The sequence below is a fragment of the Candidatus Oscillochloris fontis genome (assembly GCF_004138135.1).
In the GTDB taxonomy this organism is placed as follows: domain Bacteria; phylum Chloroflexota; class Chloroflexia; order Chloroflexales; family Chloroflexaceae; genus Oscillochloris; species Oscillochloris fontis.
On record NZ_RYFD01000001.1, the window covers coordinates 22694 to 37755 of the forward strand.

At 59.3% G+C, this 15062-nt stretch carries 18 protein-coding genes and 1 tRNA gene; 13 read left to right on the top strand and 6 right to left on the bottom strand.

The window, feature by feature from the left end; all coding sequences use genetic code 11:
• The first annotated feature begins 34 nt into the window (after positions 1-34).
• The 5 genes from EKD03_RS00095 to EKD03_RS00120 all read left to right on the top strand — a co-directional run bounded on the left by EKD03_RS00095 (position 35) and on the right by EKD03_RS00120 (position 4274).
• Entirely contained in the window at positions 35-382 is a 348-nt protein-coding gene (locus EKD03_RS00095; RefSeq protein ID WP_129626051.1) for a LysM peptidoglycan-binding domain-containing protein, read from the top strand.
• 374 nt (positions 383-756) lie between these two features.
• The gene (locus tag EKD03_RS00105) at positions 757-1344 is read left to right on the top strand and encodes a YbjN domain-containing protein (protein WP_238613239.1); all 588 of its coding nucleotides are present in this window, start codon (positions 757-759) and stop codon (positions 1342-1344) included.
• Positions 1341-2282, top strand: a complete 942-nt coding sequence (locus EKD03_RS00110; protein ID WP_129626055.1) for an FAS1-like dehydratase domain-containing protein — start codon at positions 1341-1343, stop codon at positions 2280-2282. The genes EKD03_RS00105 and EKD03_RS00110 overlap by 4 nt, the downstream gene beginning before the upstream one ends.
• A 167-nt stretch (positions 2283-2449) precedes the next feature.
• On the top strand, positions 2450-3202 hold the full coding sequence (locus EKD03_RS00115; RefSeq protein WP_129626056.1) for a TerC family protein: 753 nt from the start codon (positions 2450-2452) through the stop codon (positions 3200-3202).
• A 145-nt stretch (positions 3203-3347) separates the two neighbouring features.
• Positions 3348-4274 carry a LysR family transcriptional regulator gene (locus EKD03_RS00120; protein WP_129626058.1) on the top strand — a complete coding sequence of 309 codons (927 nt, stop codon included), beginning with the start codon at positions 3348-3350 and terminating at the stop codon, positions 4272-4274.
• A gap of 19 nt (positions 4275-4293) precedes the next feature.
• Here the strand turns inward: EKD03_RS00120 and EKD03_RS00125 are convergent, their stop codons facing one another.
• Positions 4294-4512, bottom strand: a complete 219-nt coding sequence (locus EKD03_RS00125; RefSeq protein WP_174842784.1) for a type II toxin-antitoxin system HicB family antitoxin — start codon at positions 4510-4512, stop codon at positions 4294-4296.
• A 198-nt stretch (positions 4513-4710) separates the two neighbouring features.
• Here EKD03_RS00125 and dnaK point away from each other — a divergent pair, with 198 nt between their 5' ends.
• On the top strand, positions 4711-6585 hold the full coding sequence (dnaK, locus tag EKD03_RS00130) for a molecular chaperone DnaK (RefSeq protein WP_129626060.1): 1875 nt from the start codon (positions 4711-4713) through the stop codon (positions 6583-6585).
• Between the two features lie 109 nt (positions 6586-6694).
• Positions 6695-6786, top strand: a tRNA-Ser gene (locus tag EKD03_RS00135).
• A 19-nt stretch (positions 6787-6805) separates the two neighbouring features.
• Here EKD03_RS00135 and EKD03_RS00140 read toward each other — a convergent pair.
• From EKD03_RS00140 to EKD03_RS00150, 3 genes are all read right to left on the bottom strand, one after another.
• Positions 6806-7852: a permease gene (locus EKD03_RS00140; RefSeq protein WP_129626062.1), complete on the bottom strand. Its 1047-nt coding sequence runs from the start codon at positions 7850-7852 to the stop codon at positions 6806-6808.
• Between the two features lie 225 nt (positions 7853-8077).
• Positions 8078-8320, bottom strand: coding sequence for a thioredoxin family protein (locus tag EKD03_RS00145; protein WP_129626064.1), 243 nt, complete (start codon positions 8318-8320; stop codon positions 8078-8080).
• 13 nt (positions 8321-8333) lie between these two features.
• Positions 8334-8681 (bottom strand): ArsR/SmtB family transcription factor, encoded by a 348-nt coding sequence (locus EKD03_RS00150; protein WP_129626066.1) that lies wholly within the window; start codon positions 8679-8681, stop codon positions 8334-8336.
• A 151-nt stretch (positions 8682-8832) separates the two neighbouring features.
• On the opposite strand from EKD03_RS00150, the gene EKD03_RS00155 reads away from it, so the two are divergent.
• The 4 genes from EKD03_RS00155 to EKD03_RS00170 all read left to right on the top strand — a co-directional run bounded on the left by EKD03_RS00155 (position 8833) and on the right by EKD03_RS00170 (position 10592).
• The gene (locus EKD03_RS00155; protein ID WP_129626068.1) at positions 8833-9156 is read left to right on the top strand and encodes a nucleotidyltransferase family protein; all 324 of its coding nucleotides are present in this window, start codon (positions 8833-8835) and stop codon (positions 9154-9156) included.
• Positions 9125-9472, top strand: coding sequence for a HepT-like ribonuclease domain-containing protein (locus EKD03_RS00160; protein ID WP_129626070.1), 348 nt, complete (start codon positions 9125-9127; stop codon positions 9470-9472). The genes EKD03_RS00155 and EKD03_RS00160 overlap by 32 nt, the downstream gene beginning before the upstream one ends.
• Positions 9473-9552: 80 nt before the next feature.
• The gene (locus EKD03_RS00165; protein ID WP_129626072.1) at positions 9553-9774 is read left to right on the top strand and encodes a DUF2267 domain-containing protein; all 222 of its coding nucleotides are present in this window, start codon (positions 9553-9555) and stop codon (positions 9772-9774) included.
• 68 nt (positions 9775-9842) lie between these two features.
• Positions 9843-10592: an E3 ubiquitin ligase family protein gene (locus tag EKD03_RS00170; protein ID WP_129626074.1), complete on the top strand. Its 750-nt coding sequence runs from the start codon at positions 9843-9845 to the stop codon at positions 10590-10592.
• Positions 10593-10783: 191 nt separating this feature from the next.
• Here EKD03_RS00170 and holB read toward each other — a convergent pair whose 3' ends face one another.
• Together holB and fabF are read right to left on the bottom strand one after the other, a co-directional pair.
• Positions 10784-11800: a DNA polymerase III subunit delta' gene (holB, locus tag EKD03_RS00175; protein WP_129626076.1), complete on the bottom strand. Its 1017-nt coding sequence runs from the start codon at positions 11798-11800 to the stop codon at positions 10784-10786.
• A 6-nt stretch (positions 11801-11806) separates the two neighbouring features.
• On the bottom strand, positions 11807-13216 hold the full coding sequence (gene fabF, locus EKD03_RS00180; protein ID WP_129626078.1) for a beta-ketoacyl-ACP synthase II: 1410 nt from the start codon (positions 13214-13216) through the stop codon (positions 11807-11809).
• A 275-nt stretch (positions 13217-13491) separates the two neighbouring features.
• On the opposite strand from fabF, the gene EKD03_RS00185 reads away from it, so the two are divergent.
• Together EKD03_RS00185 and EKD03_RS00190 are read left to right on the top strand one after the other, a co-directional pair.
• Positions 13492-14400, top strand: a complete 909-nt coding sequence (locus tag EKD03_RS00185) for a DNA adenine methylase (RefSeq protein ID WP_129626080.1) — start codon at positions 13492-13494, stop codon at positions 14398-14400.
• A complete protein-coding gene (locus EKD03_RS00190) occupies positions 14379-14990 on the top strand; it encodes a histidine phosphatase family protein (protein ID WP_129626082.1) in 612 nt (203 codons plus the stop codon). The genes EKD03_RS00185 and EKD03_RS00190 overlap by 22 nt, the downstream gene beginning before the upstream one ends.
• The last annotated feature ends 72 nt before the right edge of the window (positions 14991-15062 follow it).

Below are 15062 nucleotides of genomic sequence, written 5' to 3' on the forward strand. Positions count from 1 at the left end.
CATCTATTCTATCGCAGCGATACTAGGGATCTGCATGCTGCTGGTTGGCTGTACCCTGCCGGAACCGCCACCGCGCAATCTGCCCACCCTCCCCGCTGTGCTCGATATTATTCCTGCCCCGACGCTCGATATTGATGCCACGGCGACGGCCTATGCGAGTGAGGTACGCCCCTCCGCAACCGCTGCGGCCCTCTACACTGTGCAGGCAGGCGATACACTGAGCGGCTTGGCCGAGCGCTTCAACACTAGTGTTGAGGCGCTGGCTGCCGCCAACGGAATCACCGATCCCAACTCACTTCAGCCCGGCCATACGTTGATCATCCCGTCGTTATTGCGCACGCCGGTACCGGCCACCGCCACCCCAACCATTTCGACCCCGTAGAGCCGCACAGGGCATGTGCAAAGTCACCTCCGGTGGGGGTTCGGGGGCGGCTTCGCCGCCCCCGAAGATCTTTTTTGTTGTTTTTTGGCGGCTTCGCCGCCAAAAAACAACAAAAATTGGGGTTTGGGGCGCAGCCCCAATGACTTTGCACATGCCCTGTAGAGACGCAAAATCCGTCTTGACACCCCCGAAAAAACTCGTTATAGTACCTATGTCGGCACATTCAACACATGCCATACAGGCACGAAGGAGGTGATGCCCATGAATAGTAAGCGTATGGGTGTCACCGCTGGTGAGGCTCATTAAGATCCGCCACCAACGGTGACGCCCGATCCCTTCTCAAAGGCTCCTGCCATATGGCAGGAGCCTTTGACATGCCTGCATTGGCTGCGGTACTATGGGCATATGATGGAATGTGGCACACGCCACGCACCAATCTCGACATCCTGCGTCAACGCTATGCAAAGGAGCTGGCGATGGGCGATTCATCAGCGGAGCCTTCTACCGGGCCGAACGCCCTGGCAACCTTGGCGACCTTCCTGACCGCCGACGGATGGCGACCACAACGGATCGTGGGCCGACGGGCGTTTGCGTTGACCTATGTGGGCGAGCATGGAAACATCACCTGTTTGGCCGAATTGCGTACCGAGGCACAGCAACTGATCTGCTATGCGCTGGCCCCTTTGGTGGTGCCTCCGGCAACCATGGCGGCAGCGGCTGAGTTTTTGATGCGCGCCAATTATGGTACCTACATCGGGAACTTCGAGTTAGACTATCGGAGCGGGGAGGTGCGCTGTAAGTCGAGTATTGACTTTGAGGGTGAGATTCTCACCGAGCGCCTGATTCGGAATACCATCTACCCCGCAGTTCGACTGATGGACACCTACCTCCCCGGCCTCGTGCGGGTGATCACCAAGGGGATTGCCCCGCGTGAGGCCATCAACGAGATTGAGCAGTCATGATCAGTACCGAACACTTGGGCCGCCGTTTTGGCCCCTATGTCTACCCCGTTGAGCGGGAGCGTATTTCTCAGTTGGCCGCTGCGGTGGGTGAGTTGCATCCCTGCTACCATGATCTTGCTGCGGCGCAGGCCGCCGGGTTGCCCGATCTGCCCGCGCCGCCGACGCTGGCCACATGCTATGGCCTGTGGGCCAACGTGGCGCTCCTCCATGAACTGGCCGAAATCCATGCCGTCCTCCCGCGTATGCTGCATGGCGAACAACACTATTCCTACCACGTCCCTGTCTATGCCGGCGATACGCTCACCGCCACGGTGGAGATTACCAGTATTGTGCATAAGCACGGCCAGTCTGGCCCCTTCGATCTGCTGACGCTCGAAACTCAGTTGGTGAACCAGCACGGTGTGTTGGCGATCACCGACCGTTTGGTTGCGGTGGTGCGCCCGGATTACAACGCGCTGCCCGTCCCGCCACTCCAACCTCCGGCGAGCGTATCACCTACCCCACTGCCAGGAGCGACGGTCTTGCCCCCTGTGAGCGAGCTTGCAATCGGGGTGATCTTGCCCACCTTCCACGCACCGTCGTTATTGGCCGAAGATATGGTGCGCTATGCGGCGGCTTCACTCGACTATAATCCGCTGCATACCGATGCGGAATATGCCCATTCGCTGGGCATGGATGGGGTGATCGCCCACGGTATGTTGGTGATGGGCCAAATGGCGCGCCTCGCCACCGCCTTGGCTGGGCCGTTAGGGCTGCGTAGCCTCAGTACACGCTTCCTTGGCCCGACCCATCCCGGCGATGCGCTTGGCTTTGGGGGCATGATCACCGCCGTAGCTCCCGAAGCCCCCCCGCAACTTGTCGAGGCGGAACTGTGGGCCATGACGGCTGATGCGACCCCGCGTGCGCGCGGGGTGGTGCAGGTGGCGCTGGCGGAGTAAGTAGGGATGACGGAAGATCTTCGGGGGCGGCAAAACCGCCCCCGAAGATCTTTTTTTGGTATTGTTTGAGGCACCACCCCAAAGACGATGTTCAAGATTTTTGGTACAATAGGCACTGCTCGCCAACTATGGGCGGGCCATATCCTGAAGGAACGCACCAAACGTTTATGGACGCGATCTTTACTACCTCAAACATGCTCGCCCTGCTCACGCTGACGGTTCTGGAGATTGTCCTCGGTGTTGATAACGTCATCTTCATCAGTATTCTCGCTGGTAAACTCCCGGTTGAACAACAGGCCAAGGCGCGTCAGACGGGCCTGGGTCTGGCGCTGATCACCCGTATTCTGCTGCTGCTCTCGATTAGCTGGATCGCCAGCCTGACCAAGCCGCTCTTTGAGGTCTTGCACCACGAATTTTCCGGGCGCAGTCTGATCCTGCTGGCAGGTGGACTCTTCCTGATCTACAAGGCGACCCACGAGATCCACGAGAAGTTGGAGGGTGACGAGAGCCACGCCGAGACGAGTGGCAAAGCCTCGTTCGCCTCGGTGATCATCCAGATCTTGTTGCTGGATGTGGTCTTCTCGCTCGACTCGGTGATCACCGCCGTGGGCATGGCCGATGCGCTGTGGGTGATGATCACCGCCGTGGTCATCGCGGTGGGGGTGATGTTGGTTCTGGCTGGCCCGCTGAGCGAGTTTGTCAATCGCCACCCCACCGTCAAGATGCTGGCGCTCAGTTTCTTGCTGCTGATCGGCTTCTCGTTGGTGGCCGAGAGCCTCGAATTCCACATCCCCAAGGGTTATATCTACTTTGCGATGGGCTTCTCGGTGTTGGTTGAAGTGCTCAACCTCCAGATAAAATCGAAGAGCAAGCCCGTCCAACTGCGTGGTTCAACAGTGCCGGACAGCATGACTAAGTAAGCGCAGCCTTTCTTGACGCAAAGACGCGAAGACGCAAAGGTTGTGATTGATTATACTATTCAAGACTTTGCGCCTTGGCGTCTTTGCGTCAACACCTGGATACGAGAAGAAGTGTGATGTGTTACGCATTTAGGGGCATTAGGACGTGCTGAGTACCTTCCACCTGCGCACCTTTCTGGCCGTCGTTGATGAGGGGAGTTACTCAGCGGCGGCCCAGAAGTTGCACATGTCGCAACCGGCGGTGAGCCAGCAGATCCGGGCGTTGGAGGAGCAGCTAGGGCATGTGCGTCTCTTTCGGCGGGTGGGCCAGCGTATGCTCCCGACCCATGCCGGGGAGGAGTTGCTGCCCAGCGCCCGCGAACTGGTGACGTTGGCTGAACGGGCGGCGGAGAATATTAGCGCCCTACGCGGCCACGTTACTGGGCGAGTGGTGCTTGGTTGTACGCCGAGTAGTGGCGAGCGCCTACTGCCCCGGCTGTTGGCCGAATTCCACACTCAGTTCCCGTCGGTCAATTTGGAATTAGAGATCGCCCCCACCGAGAGCCTCTTCGATGGCCTCGGCGAGCGGCGCATCGCGCTACTCTTTGTGGAGGAGCCGCAGCGGCGGCGCGGCAATGAAGTGGTAACGCTGGGCAGCGAAGCACTGGTGCTGGTGGCCCCCACCAGCCACCCACTCCTCAAACAAGAGCAGGTGCCACCGGGGGTATTGCGCGAAGAAGCACTGCTCCTGCCACGGGCAGGGTCGCCCTTGCGCCGGGTGATCGAAGAGAGCCTACGGCGGCGCGGCGTTGCGCCCACCGATCTGCGGGTGAGCCTGGAGAGCGACAGCATCACCGCACTGCTTCAGGGGGTGCGGGCGGGGATGGGGTTGGCCTTCATACCGAGCAGTTGCCTGCCGGAGCGCAATGATGGGTTGGGGCAGATTGATCTGGCGGGGCAAACGCTTCAGCAGGAGTGGTGCCTCGTGCGGCTGCGCGAGCGCAGCCTGCCATGGGCGGTTCAAGCCCTCTACGACTTCCTGGCTGGCCCACAGGCACGGGCGTTGTTGTTGAAGGCGGGGGTGGTGGGATGATGCTATGGTTCTGGAATTTCTATGCCGCCAATGGCAAAACTTCGCGCTCAATGACCTCTTGCCCTACCAGTTCCGACTCGGTCTCAGCGCGTAGATCTTCTAACATCATCTCTAGTGCATCTCGTAGATTTACACGCGCCTCTTCCATCGTTACTGCTTGGGTATTGACACCGGGCATCTCGGCAATCCATGCAGCAATCCATTCTCCCTGACGCACGTAGACAGCAGTCAGATTCATTGAGAACCTCCTTACTCTCATTTCTGTATCTATAGTCTTGACATTATACTACCCCCAACAAAGATTCATACACAACTCTAATATGCCGCTAGTGTGCCACATGCGCAAACCCTGTACACTAGGGTAAGGAAGTAGCGGCCAGCCGTATGGGTTGGCTCACAATGAATTGACGACACAACTCTATTGGAGGAGAAGATAATGGCTAAGATTGTTGGTATTGACTTGGGAACGACCAACTCGTGTGTGGCGGTGATGGAGGGCGGCGATGCCGTCGTGATCCCCAACGCCGAGGGCAATCGTACTACTCCATCGGTTATCGCCTTTGCCAAGAATGGCGAGCGTCTGGTTGGCCAGACCGCCAAGCGCCAGGCGACGATCAACCCGGAGAATACGCTCTATTCGGTCAAGCGCTTCATCGGGCGCGACTATGACGATACCACGAGCGAGCGCGAGATTGTGCCGTTTAAGGTCGCCAAGGGTGCGCGTGCTGATGTGCGGATTGCCGTCCCGCAGACGGGCAAGGACTATGCGCCGCAGGAGATCTCGGCCATGGTGCTCCAGAAGATCAAGGCCGATGCCGAAGCCTACCTGGGCGAGCCAGTGACGCAGGCGGTGATCACCGTACCTGCCTACTTCAACGACGCCCAGCGTCAGGCCACCAAGGACGCCGGGAAGATCGCGGGCCTTGAGGTGCTGCGCATCATCAACGAGCCGACCGCTGCCGCGCTGGCGTATGGCCTGGACAAGAAGAAGGACGAGACGATCCTGGTCTTCGACCTAGGTGGTGGTACCTTTGATGTCTCGGTACTCGAAGTGGGCGATGGCGTCGTTGAAGTGCGCGCCACCAACGGCGATACCCACCTGGGTGGTGATGACTACGATGCGGCGATTGTGGACTGGATCGTGGATGAATTCCGCAAGGATCAGGGGATTGATCTGGGCAAGGATCGTCAGGCGCTCCAGCGGCTCAAGGAGGCGGCTGAGAAGGCCAAGATGGAGCTGTCGAGCGTCAGCGAGACGGAGATCAACCTGCCCTTCATCACCGCTGATGCGAGTGGCCCCAAGCACTTGGCGATGCGCCTCAGCCGCGCCAAGTTTGAGCAACTGACGGCGGCGCTCACCGAGCGGCTGCGCGGGCCGGTGATTCAGGCGCTCAAGGATGCAGGACTGAAGGCCAGCGACATCCAAGAGGTGGTGATGGTCGGTGGCTCAACGCGCATGCCAGTCGTGCAGGAGTTGGTACGCAAGCTGATCGGCAAAGAGCCGAACAAGAGCGTCAACCCCGATGAGGTGGTTGCGGTGGGTGCGGCCATCCAAGCCGGCGTGCTCGGTGGCGATGTCAAGGGCGTGGTGCTGCTTGATGTCACCCCGCTCTCGTTGGGTGTCGAGACCCTCGGCGGGGTGATGACCAAGCTGATTGATCGCAACACCACCATCCCGACCCAGAAGAGCGAGATCTTCAGCACGGCTGCCGACGGTCAGACGGCGGTGGACATCCACATCCTCCAGGGCGAGCGCGAGATGGCGGGCGACAACATGACCCTGGGGCGCTTCCGGCTCGAGGGTCTCCCAGCGGCACCGCGTGGCGTGCCACAGATCGAAGTCACCTTCGACATTGATGCCAACGGCATCCTGCACGTCTCGGCCAAGGACAAGGCCACCGGCAAGGAGCAGCGGATCACGATTACCGCCAGCACCAACCTGAACAAGGACGAGGTGGAGCGGATGGTGCGCAATGCCCAGATGCATGCCGAGGAGGACAAGGCACGCCGCGAGCTGGTCGAGATGAAGAACCAGGCCGATAGCCTCGCGTACCAGAGCGAGAAGACCCTGGCCGACCTGGGCGACAAGGTGGACAGCATCGAGAAGGGGCGGGTCGAGGGGCTGATCAAGGATCTGCGCGAGGCGGTGGTACAGGAGAACCGCGAGCGCATTGAGGGGCTGACCAACCAGTTGCAGCAGGCGATGTATGCGATTTCGCAGAGCGCCTACAGTGAAGGTGCGCCCCAGGGCGCTGGTAGCAGCACCAAGAAGGAAGATGGTGTGGTCGAGGGCGAGTATACGGTTGAGTAGATCTCATGTATGGTGGTGTTTGGCGGCGCAGCCGCCAAACACCACCATACATCATTTTTCCGAAGTTGCGTATAATGCCGCCCTATGGTAAGATTTTCCCCGGTTCGATGGGCAGGTCGCATAGTCCGGTCTAGTGCGCGGCACTGGAAATGCCGTACAGCAGCAATGCTGTCGAGGGTTCGAATCCCTCCCTGCCCGCCATTTCTCCCCTTTCCCCTCTTCACATCACCAGATTAAACAAGTACCCAATCCCAATGATGCCTAGCCCGACCACCCCCACAAAGGTGGCGATCAGGCGCGGCTTGAGCACGCGGCGCAGGATGATCATTTCGGGTAGGCTCAGCGCCACCACCGCCATCATAAAGGCGAGGACGGTGCCGAGTGCTGCGCCCTTGGCCATGAGGGCTTGGACGACCGGGATGACTCCGGCGGCGTTGGAGTAGAGTGGAATGCCGAGCAGCACTGCCACCGGCACCGACCACCAAGCATCGGAACCCATCACCCCGGCAAGGGCATCTTGGGGGACGTAGCCGTGAATCCCCGCGCCGACGGCAATCCCGATTACCACATAGAGCCACACCTTGCCCACGATCTCGCGGGTGCTCGCCCACGCCTGGGTAAAGCGGTCGTTCCAGGTGAGGTGTTCTTCAGCCACACTGCCCCCGCCACCCTTGATCTGCCAGACAAAGTCTTCGACATGCTGCTCCATCTTCAGGCGTCCAATCACGACTCCGGCAATGATGGCCACGCTCAATCCGGCCACGAGGTAGAGCAATGCGACCCGCCAGCCAAACATGCCGAAGAGCATCACCAGGGCGACCTCGTTGACCATGGGGGCGGCGATGAGGAAGGAGAAGGTGACACCCAGCGGGATGCCCGATTCGACAAAGCCGATGAAGAGTGGCACCGCCGAGCAGGAGCAGAAGGGGGTGAGCACGCCTAATCCGGCGGCGAAGATGTTGCCCACACCTTCGCGCCGCCCACCGAGCAGAGCGCGGGCGCGTTCGGCACTGAAGAAGGAGCGCACGGTGGTGATCAGGAAGATCATGCCGCTGAGGAGCAGCAGGATCTTGGGTACGTCGTAGAGGAAGAAGGCCAGCGACTCGCCCAAGTGCGAGCCATGTTCGAGGCCCAATAGTCCATAGGTGAGCCATTCGGCCAGCGGCTGGATCAGGTTGTAGGCCAGCAGCCAGAGCAGTGCGGCGGCACTGACGATCCACCAGACGCGGTAGGTTGGCTGGGGTTGGGTGGTTATACTCTGTTCCATGGAGATTCCTTATATTCAAAAGAATGAATATATAACCTGATAAGAATGGGGGCTAGTGCCCCCAAGAAGAATGGTTCGCACGAAAAAATCCGGGATGCGCCACATGGCTTCGACAAGCTCAGCCAGCGGCGCGGTGGCGGTGGCTGAGCCTGCCGAAGCCACCGCAACACATTTCAGTTTTCCCAAGGCTTCTTCGCGCTAAGAAAGCATGCCGGAGAATTGCTCCTAAACCCCTGCCTTGAGCCAGCCAAGGATCTCGGCCTCACTGGGGATGCGGCCTGCCGCGACGAGCGTATCATCTACGACCAACCCCGGCGTGCGCATGATGTTCCAGCGCATCATCTGGGCATAGTCGGTCACTTTTTCTACCTCAACCTGGAGGCCGTGGTCGGCGACCACTTTGTGCACCAAGCCTTCTAGCCGCTTGCAGTTGGCACATCCCGAACCGAGTACTTTGACGTTGCGCATGGTAGACCCATCCTTATTCACTGATACATTTCGGGCAGTCACAGGCGTTCGCACGCGGCATGGGAGATGGTATGGGGATCTGGTTGATCGTGCGAGCCGCATCGAGCAGGGTGTAGATCTCCGGGCGCACCACGCGGTAGTAGCTATTCATGCCATCGCGCCGGTCACTAATGATCGCTGCGCTACGCAGGAGGGCGAGTTGTTGTGAGATGTAGGCTTGGCGCTTGCCCAGATGGGCCTCAAGGTGGCAGACACACTGCTCGCCATCGCGCAAGAGATCGAGGATGGCGATGCGGATCGGGTGCGCCAGGATCTTGAAGGTGGTGGCGATAAGATTTTGGGGCGCTGCGGTAGTCGGCATGGATGGCCTCGTGGTTGGTGATCTTGGCGGTACTATATCTCTTTTCTTGAATATAGTCAAGATAGTAAGGCATGATTGCACCCATATTGCAGTTTGGACTATCGTTTGGTACGCTGAATATGTGGTGCATAAGCAAAAGTGGGGAGGTGGTATGTCTCCACCAATATGGACAGCTACTCATGTTTTGGCCGAGTTGGCCCGTCATCGGGCACAACTCCAATCTCTCGGTGTGCGCTCGCTAGGTCTGTTTGGCTCGTATCGGCATGGAACTCCTCGTCCTGATAGTGATATGGATTTTCTCACGGATCTGGAGCATCCCTCGTTCGACAGCTACATGAACCTCAAGTTCTGGCTGGAAGATCGCTTTGGCTCTTCTGTTGATTTGGTCTTGATTGATAGCATCAAGCCCCGGATTCGTCCGGTTATTCTGCGAGAGGTTCTCTATGTCGAGGGATTATCGCCTTTATCTGGATGATATTCTGGAGGCGATCCAGAAGATTCGCCGTTATACCAGTGGGATTGACTTTACCACCTTCCGCACTGATGAGATGAGGATTGATGCCGTGGTGCGTAATCTTGAGATCATCGGTGAAGCAACAAAACATATTCCCCAAATACAGCGCGATTTGGTTCCTACCATTGATTGGCGGAAAATTGCAGGTTTGCGCGATATTGTTATCCATCAGTATTTTGGTGTTAACCTCGTGATCATCTGGGATGTCGTCGAAAATCACCTGGATGCCCTGTACCACGCAATCAGCGGGATACTTGCTGCTGAAGACGAAGATTAAGAGGAACCAACCCACATCCCCTATGAGGTCTGTTATACTAAACCCGTGCAGGAACCCGCCCCCACAAGAAGGAGTTATTTATGAGCAAGACGCTTGTCCAACTGATTCAGGAGAAGACCGGCATTAGTGAGGAGCAGGCCCAGGGTGCCTTGAATACGGTGATTGGTTTTCTCAAGGAGAAGTTGCCGGAGCCGCTCGCAGCCCAGCTTGATGGTGTCGTGAATAGTGATGTGAGCGCGGCGTCAGAGATGATGAATACCGTGACGAGTACGCTAGGTGGGCTTTTCGGCAAGAAGGAATAACACCCGCTGGTCTCCTTCTGGGAGTGCAGGTGGTGCGCTCCCGGCTTGTTGAAAATGGAGCAACCCCTATGGTTATCAGCGGCATCGTTCTGCTGATCGTCGCGGTGATCTGCTTCTTCGTGGCGCGCTCGAAGGCCAATGCGCTCCACGCAATGAACGCGGCGGACACCTATACGGCCCAACTGCTGTCCGAGGTGCATCGTAAAATTACCAGTACGCTGGGTGGCGATGGCTGGGCACAGCCGTGTGAGATCGAGGGCGTCATTGAGTGTGATTCACCGCTCAAAGGCCCGGTGTCGGGGCAACCCTGCGTGGCCTATCTCTATACCCAGTCACGCGAGTATGAGGAACGTGTCACCGAGACTGACTCGGAGGGCAAGCGTGAAACCAGCGTCCAGCGGCGGAGTGAGCAACTGCGCAGCGAGGATCGCCGGATCAAGTTCTCGATCCGTGATGAGACCGGCCAGACGCTGGTGCTGCCCGAAGGGGCCGATCTGGATCTGGTGGAGACAGGCAAGCGCTTTGATCAGGATGAGAAGCCCTGGACGGGTGCGACCCGCACGCTGGGCCAGTCGCATGTTGAGCAGAGTTTGGCCGTCGGCACCAAGGTCTATATTTTGGGCTGCGCGGTAGATCGTCAGGGTTCGGTGGCGATTGGCAAGCACCCCAGAGATTCCAAACACCGCTTTATGATCAGCCGCAAGAGCGAGCAGGAGTTGGCTAGTTCGGCGGCGTTCTGGTCGCGTAACCTCTACTATGCGGCAGGTGGTTCGGGGGTTTTGGGGGTGATTTTGGTGATTGTGGGGATGCTGGGCTAAGTTTTTGGCGGCGCAGCCGCCCCCTTCCCATACGCATGAAGTTACGCCTCACGGTGGAGGTTCGGGGGAGGCTGCGCCGCCCCCGAAGAACTTTTTTTCTCATACGTTGGCGGCGTAGCCGCCAACGTATGAGAAAAAAGCAGATCTGGGGCGCAGCCCCAGACCCTCCATTGGAGGTAGTGTTGCACCATCTAAGGATGGTGCAACACCACATTCTCCAGCACCAACTGGGGGTTGCCATTCTCGCGCAGTTGTTGGGCCGCCGTGCCGATGCGCTGCACGAAGGCATGAATGGCGGGGACGTTATGGCGGGTGGCGATGGTACTCAGTTCGTGACGGCGGTCTATGTTGACCACACTCGCCTCGCAGCCGGTGGCTACCAGTAGCACATCGCGCCACCAACTTTGCCACAGTTCGAGCCAGCCAAAGACACTCTCCTGTTCGCCGTTGCGATACTCCTTGGCGCGCTGTTCGGCCCAGCGTAGCCCCGCCCCGCGCCCTTGGCCTGCGAGGGCGAGGAGGGCACTGAGTTGCTCCTGGCGGGCGGCGATGCGCTCCGGGTTGGCGATGGCGTGGAGTGCCCAGCCGATGCGTCCGTAGCTCCATGCGGCCAGCAGTTCCGCCTCTTCAGCAACGAGGTGGCGAGCAATCAGTGCCTCGGTGACCTGACGGCGGGGGAGCGGGCGCAGGCGCAGCACGCGGCAGCGCGAGACAATCGTGGGCAGCAGGTCGGGGCTGTTGGCCACCAGAATGATCGTCGCGTAGTCGGGTGGTTCCTCCAGCGTCTTGAGCATGGCGTTGGAGGATTCCTCGTTGAGCCGCTCGGCGTCGTGGAGGATGAACACCCGGCGGCGGCCCTCGTAGGGGCGCAGGCTGATGTCGCGTTGCCACTCGCGGATGGTGGCGATCTTGAGTTCCTTTTGGCGCGCCGCTTCCTCGGCCTTGAGCGCGGCCCCTTGGGTCGCCATCCCGGCAATTCGCACATCGGGGTGATTGCCACGCGCAATGCGCCGACATGAGCAGCACTCCTGGCACGGCTCGCCCGGTGTCACCTCGCAGTTGAGCGCCTGGGCCATCTGGAGCGCGAGCAGCGCCTTGCCTAGCCCGGCTGGCCCACTGAAGAGGTAGGCATGGGCGTCGCTTCCGGCCAGCATACTGTGTTGGAGTTGGTTGACGGCCCACTCGTGGCCGATGATTGTCCAGGGCATAGGGGGTTACATCTTCCGCAAGACCAGCACCGAATTGACGCCACCAAAGCCGAATGAGTTGGAGAGCGCCACCTGAATGTTGGCTGGGCGCGCCACATTGGGGACATAGTCCAGATCACAGGCCGGATCGGGCTGCTCCAGATTGATCGTCGGCGGGATCAGGCTGTGGCGCATGGCCAGGATCGTCGCGGCGGCCTCGACCGCTCCGGCAGCGCCAGTGAGGTGGCCGATCATGGACTTGTTGGAACTGATTGGCACGCTAGAGGCATATTCACCAAAGACTTGTTTGATTGCCTTGGTTTCGGCCAGATCGCCGGCTGGGGTGGAGGTCGCGTGGGCATTGATATAGTCCACCTGCTGTGGATTGATCTTGGCGCGGTGTAGTGCGCGGCGCATTGCCCGGATCGCCCCGGCTCCCTCCGGGTCGGGTGCGGTGACGTGGTAGGCATCGGATTGGGCGGCATAGCCGAGGATCTCGGCGAGGATGGTGGCCCCGCGCCGACGGGCGCTAGAGCGGCGTTCAAGCACCAGCACTCCAGCCCCTTCAGCCGAAACAAAGCCATCGCGCAGCAGATCGAAGGGCCGCGAGGCACGTGCCGGATCGGTATTGAAGCCGGTGCTGAGGGCGCGAATGACCGAGAAGGAACCGAGGCTGAGCGCACTGATCGGAGCCTCGGCCCCACCCGCCAACATCACCTCGGCATCGCCCCGGCGGATGACCTCTGCCGCCTCGCCAATCGCCTGCGAACTCGCGGCACAGGCGGTGCTGATCGCCGAGATGTAGCCGCGCAGCCCCAACTGGATCGCCACCTGGCTCGATGGCATATTCGGTACCGCCGAGGGGATGAAGAAGGGGCTAATCTTCAGCGGGCCACGCTGCATCATCGTGATCACCGCCTGCTCCACATCGGGCATCGAGATCGTGCTAGAGGCAATCAGGGTACCAATCTCATCGCGGGTACCGGCATCAATCCGCAAGCCTGCCGCGTCCACCGCCATACGCGCCGCTGCCACCGCAAACTGGCTAGCCCGCGACATCCGGCGCGCCTCGCGCACATCCATAAACGCCTGGGGGGTGAAGTCGGGCACCTGGGCTGCAACCTGGCACGGAAAATTACTCGGATCAAAATGGGTAATCCGGCCCACCGCACTCTGCCCACGCGACAGCCCCTCCCAGAAACACTCGGTTCCTACCCCAAAGGGTGAAACCACTCCCATGCCGGTGACAACAATCCGGTTATCTTCGTTCTGTTCGCACGGGATGCTGGGCTGTGTCGCGGTGATGGGCGTCTCCTCAAGCACCTCCGCGAGCAGCATATCAATCTGAGCATCCAGATCAGCTTCGCTGGCATACTGAAAGAGCGCCTGCAATTGGGCACGCAGAGTCATTCGCTGGTTCGGCGCAGTGCGAGCCATATCTGTCACCTTGGGGTAGGAGCAGGTCTGATAGGCGATTATAGCATGCGGGATGGGTGCGGTGCAAAAGAAGTACATCCCGTAACAGTTCACAGTTCTCCTAGCATTCCGGTTTTGACGCCAAGACGCAAAGGCGCAAAGCCTTCAACAAAACCTTTGCGTCTTGGCGCCTTTGCGTCAATCAGAAGCTTCCTTTACCCCAAGTGTGAATAGTTACCACATCCCATCCGTGCTATAATCCAAGATCGAAACCGTGCCCAGACCGGGAGTCATTGGTGCCTGCACGTCCTTTTCTAAAATGGGTTGGCGGTAAGGGGCAGTTGCTGCCTGAGTTGCTGCGCCGTACTCCCCCCGCATTTGGACGCTATCACGAGCCGTTTGTCGGTGGTGGGGCGTTCTTTTTTAGTCTCTGGAATCAGCAGCGGCTACGCCAAGGCGCGGTGCTGAGCGATATGAACCATGACTTGATTGCCTGCTACTACACGGTGCGCGATCAGGTTGATGACTTGATTGCCATGTTGCAGGTACACCGCGCCCATGCCCACGACCGCGACTACTTCTATGATCTTCGTAGCTGGGATCGCGAGCCAGATTTTGAGCAGCGTACTGCGGTCGAGAAGGCGGCGCGGGTGATCTTTCTCAATCGGACTTGCTACAATGGCCTCTATCGGCTCAATCAGAAGGGCAAATTTAATACGCCCTTCGGCTACTACAAAAAACCGCTGATCGTTGATGAAGAGAATATGCGCGAGGTTAGCCGTGCATTGCAGGATGTTGAGTTGCGTCAAGGCGACTTCGCCGATGTCCTCGACCATGCCGAGGCGGGTGACTTTGTCTACTTTGATCCGCCCTACGTCCCACTCAGCCCGACCGCCTCGTTTACCCACTATACCCGGCGCGGCTTTGGTGAGGCCGAGCAACATCGGCTGGTGGAGGTCTTAGGCGAATTGGCCGCACGCGGATGCTATGTGATGTTGAGTAACTCCTCGACTGATCTGACCCGCCAACTCTATCACCCCAATACCATCCCTGGCCTCTGTGCGCAGACGGTACGCGCCAGCCGCAAGATCAATTGTGACGGCACTAAGCGTGGGTTTGTGGATGAATTGATCGCCTGTAATTATGATCTCAACCTGAACGAAGTGCAACAAGGAGTAGACCCATGCGTACCAGCATCTGGTTAGTGCGTCATGGACAGACCCAGGCCAACCGCCAGCGGCGCTACTTGAGCCACAGCGATAGCCCGATCACCAGTTATGGTGAGCAGCAGATTGCCGCGTTGGTGAAACGGCTGCGTCCTCTCCCCTTCAACTTGGTGATCACCAGCCCGCGTGAGCGTACCCAGCGCACTGCTGGGGCGATCTTGGCTGGCCGTGGGTTAGCCGAATTGCGCGAAGACCCGGCGTGGACTGAGGTGAGCCATGGCACCTGGGAGGGGCTGACTTACGCCGAGGTGATGGCGCGCTTCCCACAGCAGGCGCGGGCGCGCTGGGCGGCGGGGGTGGATGGCAAAGCTGAAGGTGGTGAGAGTCTGGTTGAAGCGAGTGCGCGGGTGCTCCGTTCCTGGAAGACTCTGTTGCATGAACATCCCGGCGGGCGCATCCTGATTGTCACCCACGCAACCCCCATCCAGATCGTGCTCTGCGCTTCCCTGGGGATGAATCTGCGCGACTATTGGCGTTGGCGGATTGATCTGGGGAGCGTGACATGTCTGGATGTCTACCCAACCGGGACGATTATGCGTATGGTGAATGAGGTGCCGGAGATTCGGTAGCGTAGCGACGCAAGATATTGCGTCTATGCCTCGGAGACGCAAGATATTGCGTGGAGACGCAAGATATTGCGT

Excerpts from the sequence above, each read along its gene's own strand:
- EKD03_RS00165 (WP_129626072.1), top strand. The coding sequence starts at position 9,553 with ATGAGCAAGACGCTTGTCCAACTGATTCAGGAGAAGACCGGCATTAGT.
- holB (WP_129626076.1), bottom strand. The coding sequence starts at position 11,800 with ATGCCCTGGACAATCATCGGCCACGAGTGGGCCGTCAACCAACTCCAA.
- EKD03_RS00160 (WP_129626070.1), top strand. The coding sequence starts at position 9,125 with ATGTCGAGGGATTATCGCCTTTATCTGGATGATATTCTGGAGGCGATC.
- EKD03_RS00140 (WP_129626062.1), bottom strand. The coding sequence starts at position 7,852 with ATGGAACAGAGTATAACCACCCAACCCCAGCCAACCTACCGCGTCTGG.
- EKD03_RS00170 (WP_129626074.1), top strand. The coding sequence starts at position 9,843 with ATGGTTATCAGCGGCATCGTTCTGCTGATCGTCGCGGTGATCTGCTTC.
- EKD03_RS00095 (WP_129626051.1), top strand. The coding sequence starts at position 35 with ATGCTGCTGGTTGGCTGTACCCTGCCGGAACCGCCACCGCGCAATCTG.
- EKD03_RS00105 (WP_238613239.1), top strand. The coding sequence starts at position 757 with ATGCCTGCATTGGCTGCGGTACTATGGGCATATGATGGAATGTGGCAC.
- EKD03_RS00145 (WP_129626064.1), bottom strand. The coding sequence starts at position 8,320 with ATGCGCAACGTCAAAGTACTCGGTTCGGGATGTGCCAACTGCAAGCGG.
- fabF (WP_129626078.1), bottom strand. The coding sequence starts at position 13,216 with ATGGCTCGCACTGCGCCGAACCAGCGAATGACTCTGCGTGCCCAATTG.
- dnaK (WP_129626060.1), top strand. The coding sequence starts at position 4,711 with ATGGCTAAGATTGTTGGTATTGACTTGGGAACGACCAACTCGTGTGTG.
- EKD03_RS00190 (WP_129626082.1), top strand. The coding sequence starts at position 14,379 with ATGCGTACCAGCATCTGGTTAGTGCGTCATGGACAGACCCAGGCCAAC.
- EKD03_RS00150 (WP_129626066.1), bottom strand. The coding sequence starts at position 8,681 with ATGCCGACTACCGCAGCGCCCCAAAATCTTATCGCCACCACCTTCAAG.
- EKD03_RS00155 (WP_129626068.1), top strand. The coding sequence starts at position 8,833 with ATGTCTCCACCAATATGGACAGCTACTCATGTTTTGGCCGAGTTGGCC.
- EKD03_RS00125 (WP_174842784.1), bottom strand. The coding sequence starts at position 4,512 with ATGAATCTGACTGCTGTCTACGTGCGTCAGGGAGAATGGATTGCTGCA.
- EKD03_RS00110 (WP_129626055.1), top strand. The coding sequence starts at position 1,341 with ATGATCAGTACCGAACACTTGGGCCGCCGTTTTGGCCCCTATGTCTAC.
- EKD03_RS00115 (WP_129626056.1), top strand. The coding sequence starts at position 2,450 with ATGGACGCGATCTTTACTACCTCAAACATGCTCGCCCTGCTCACGCTG.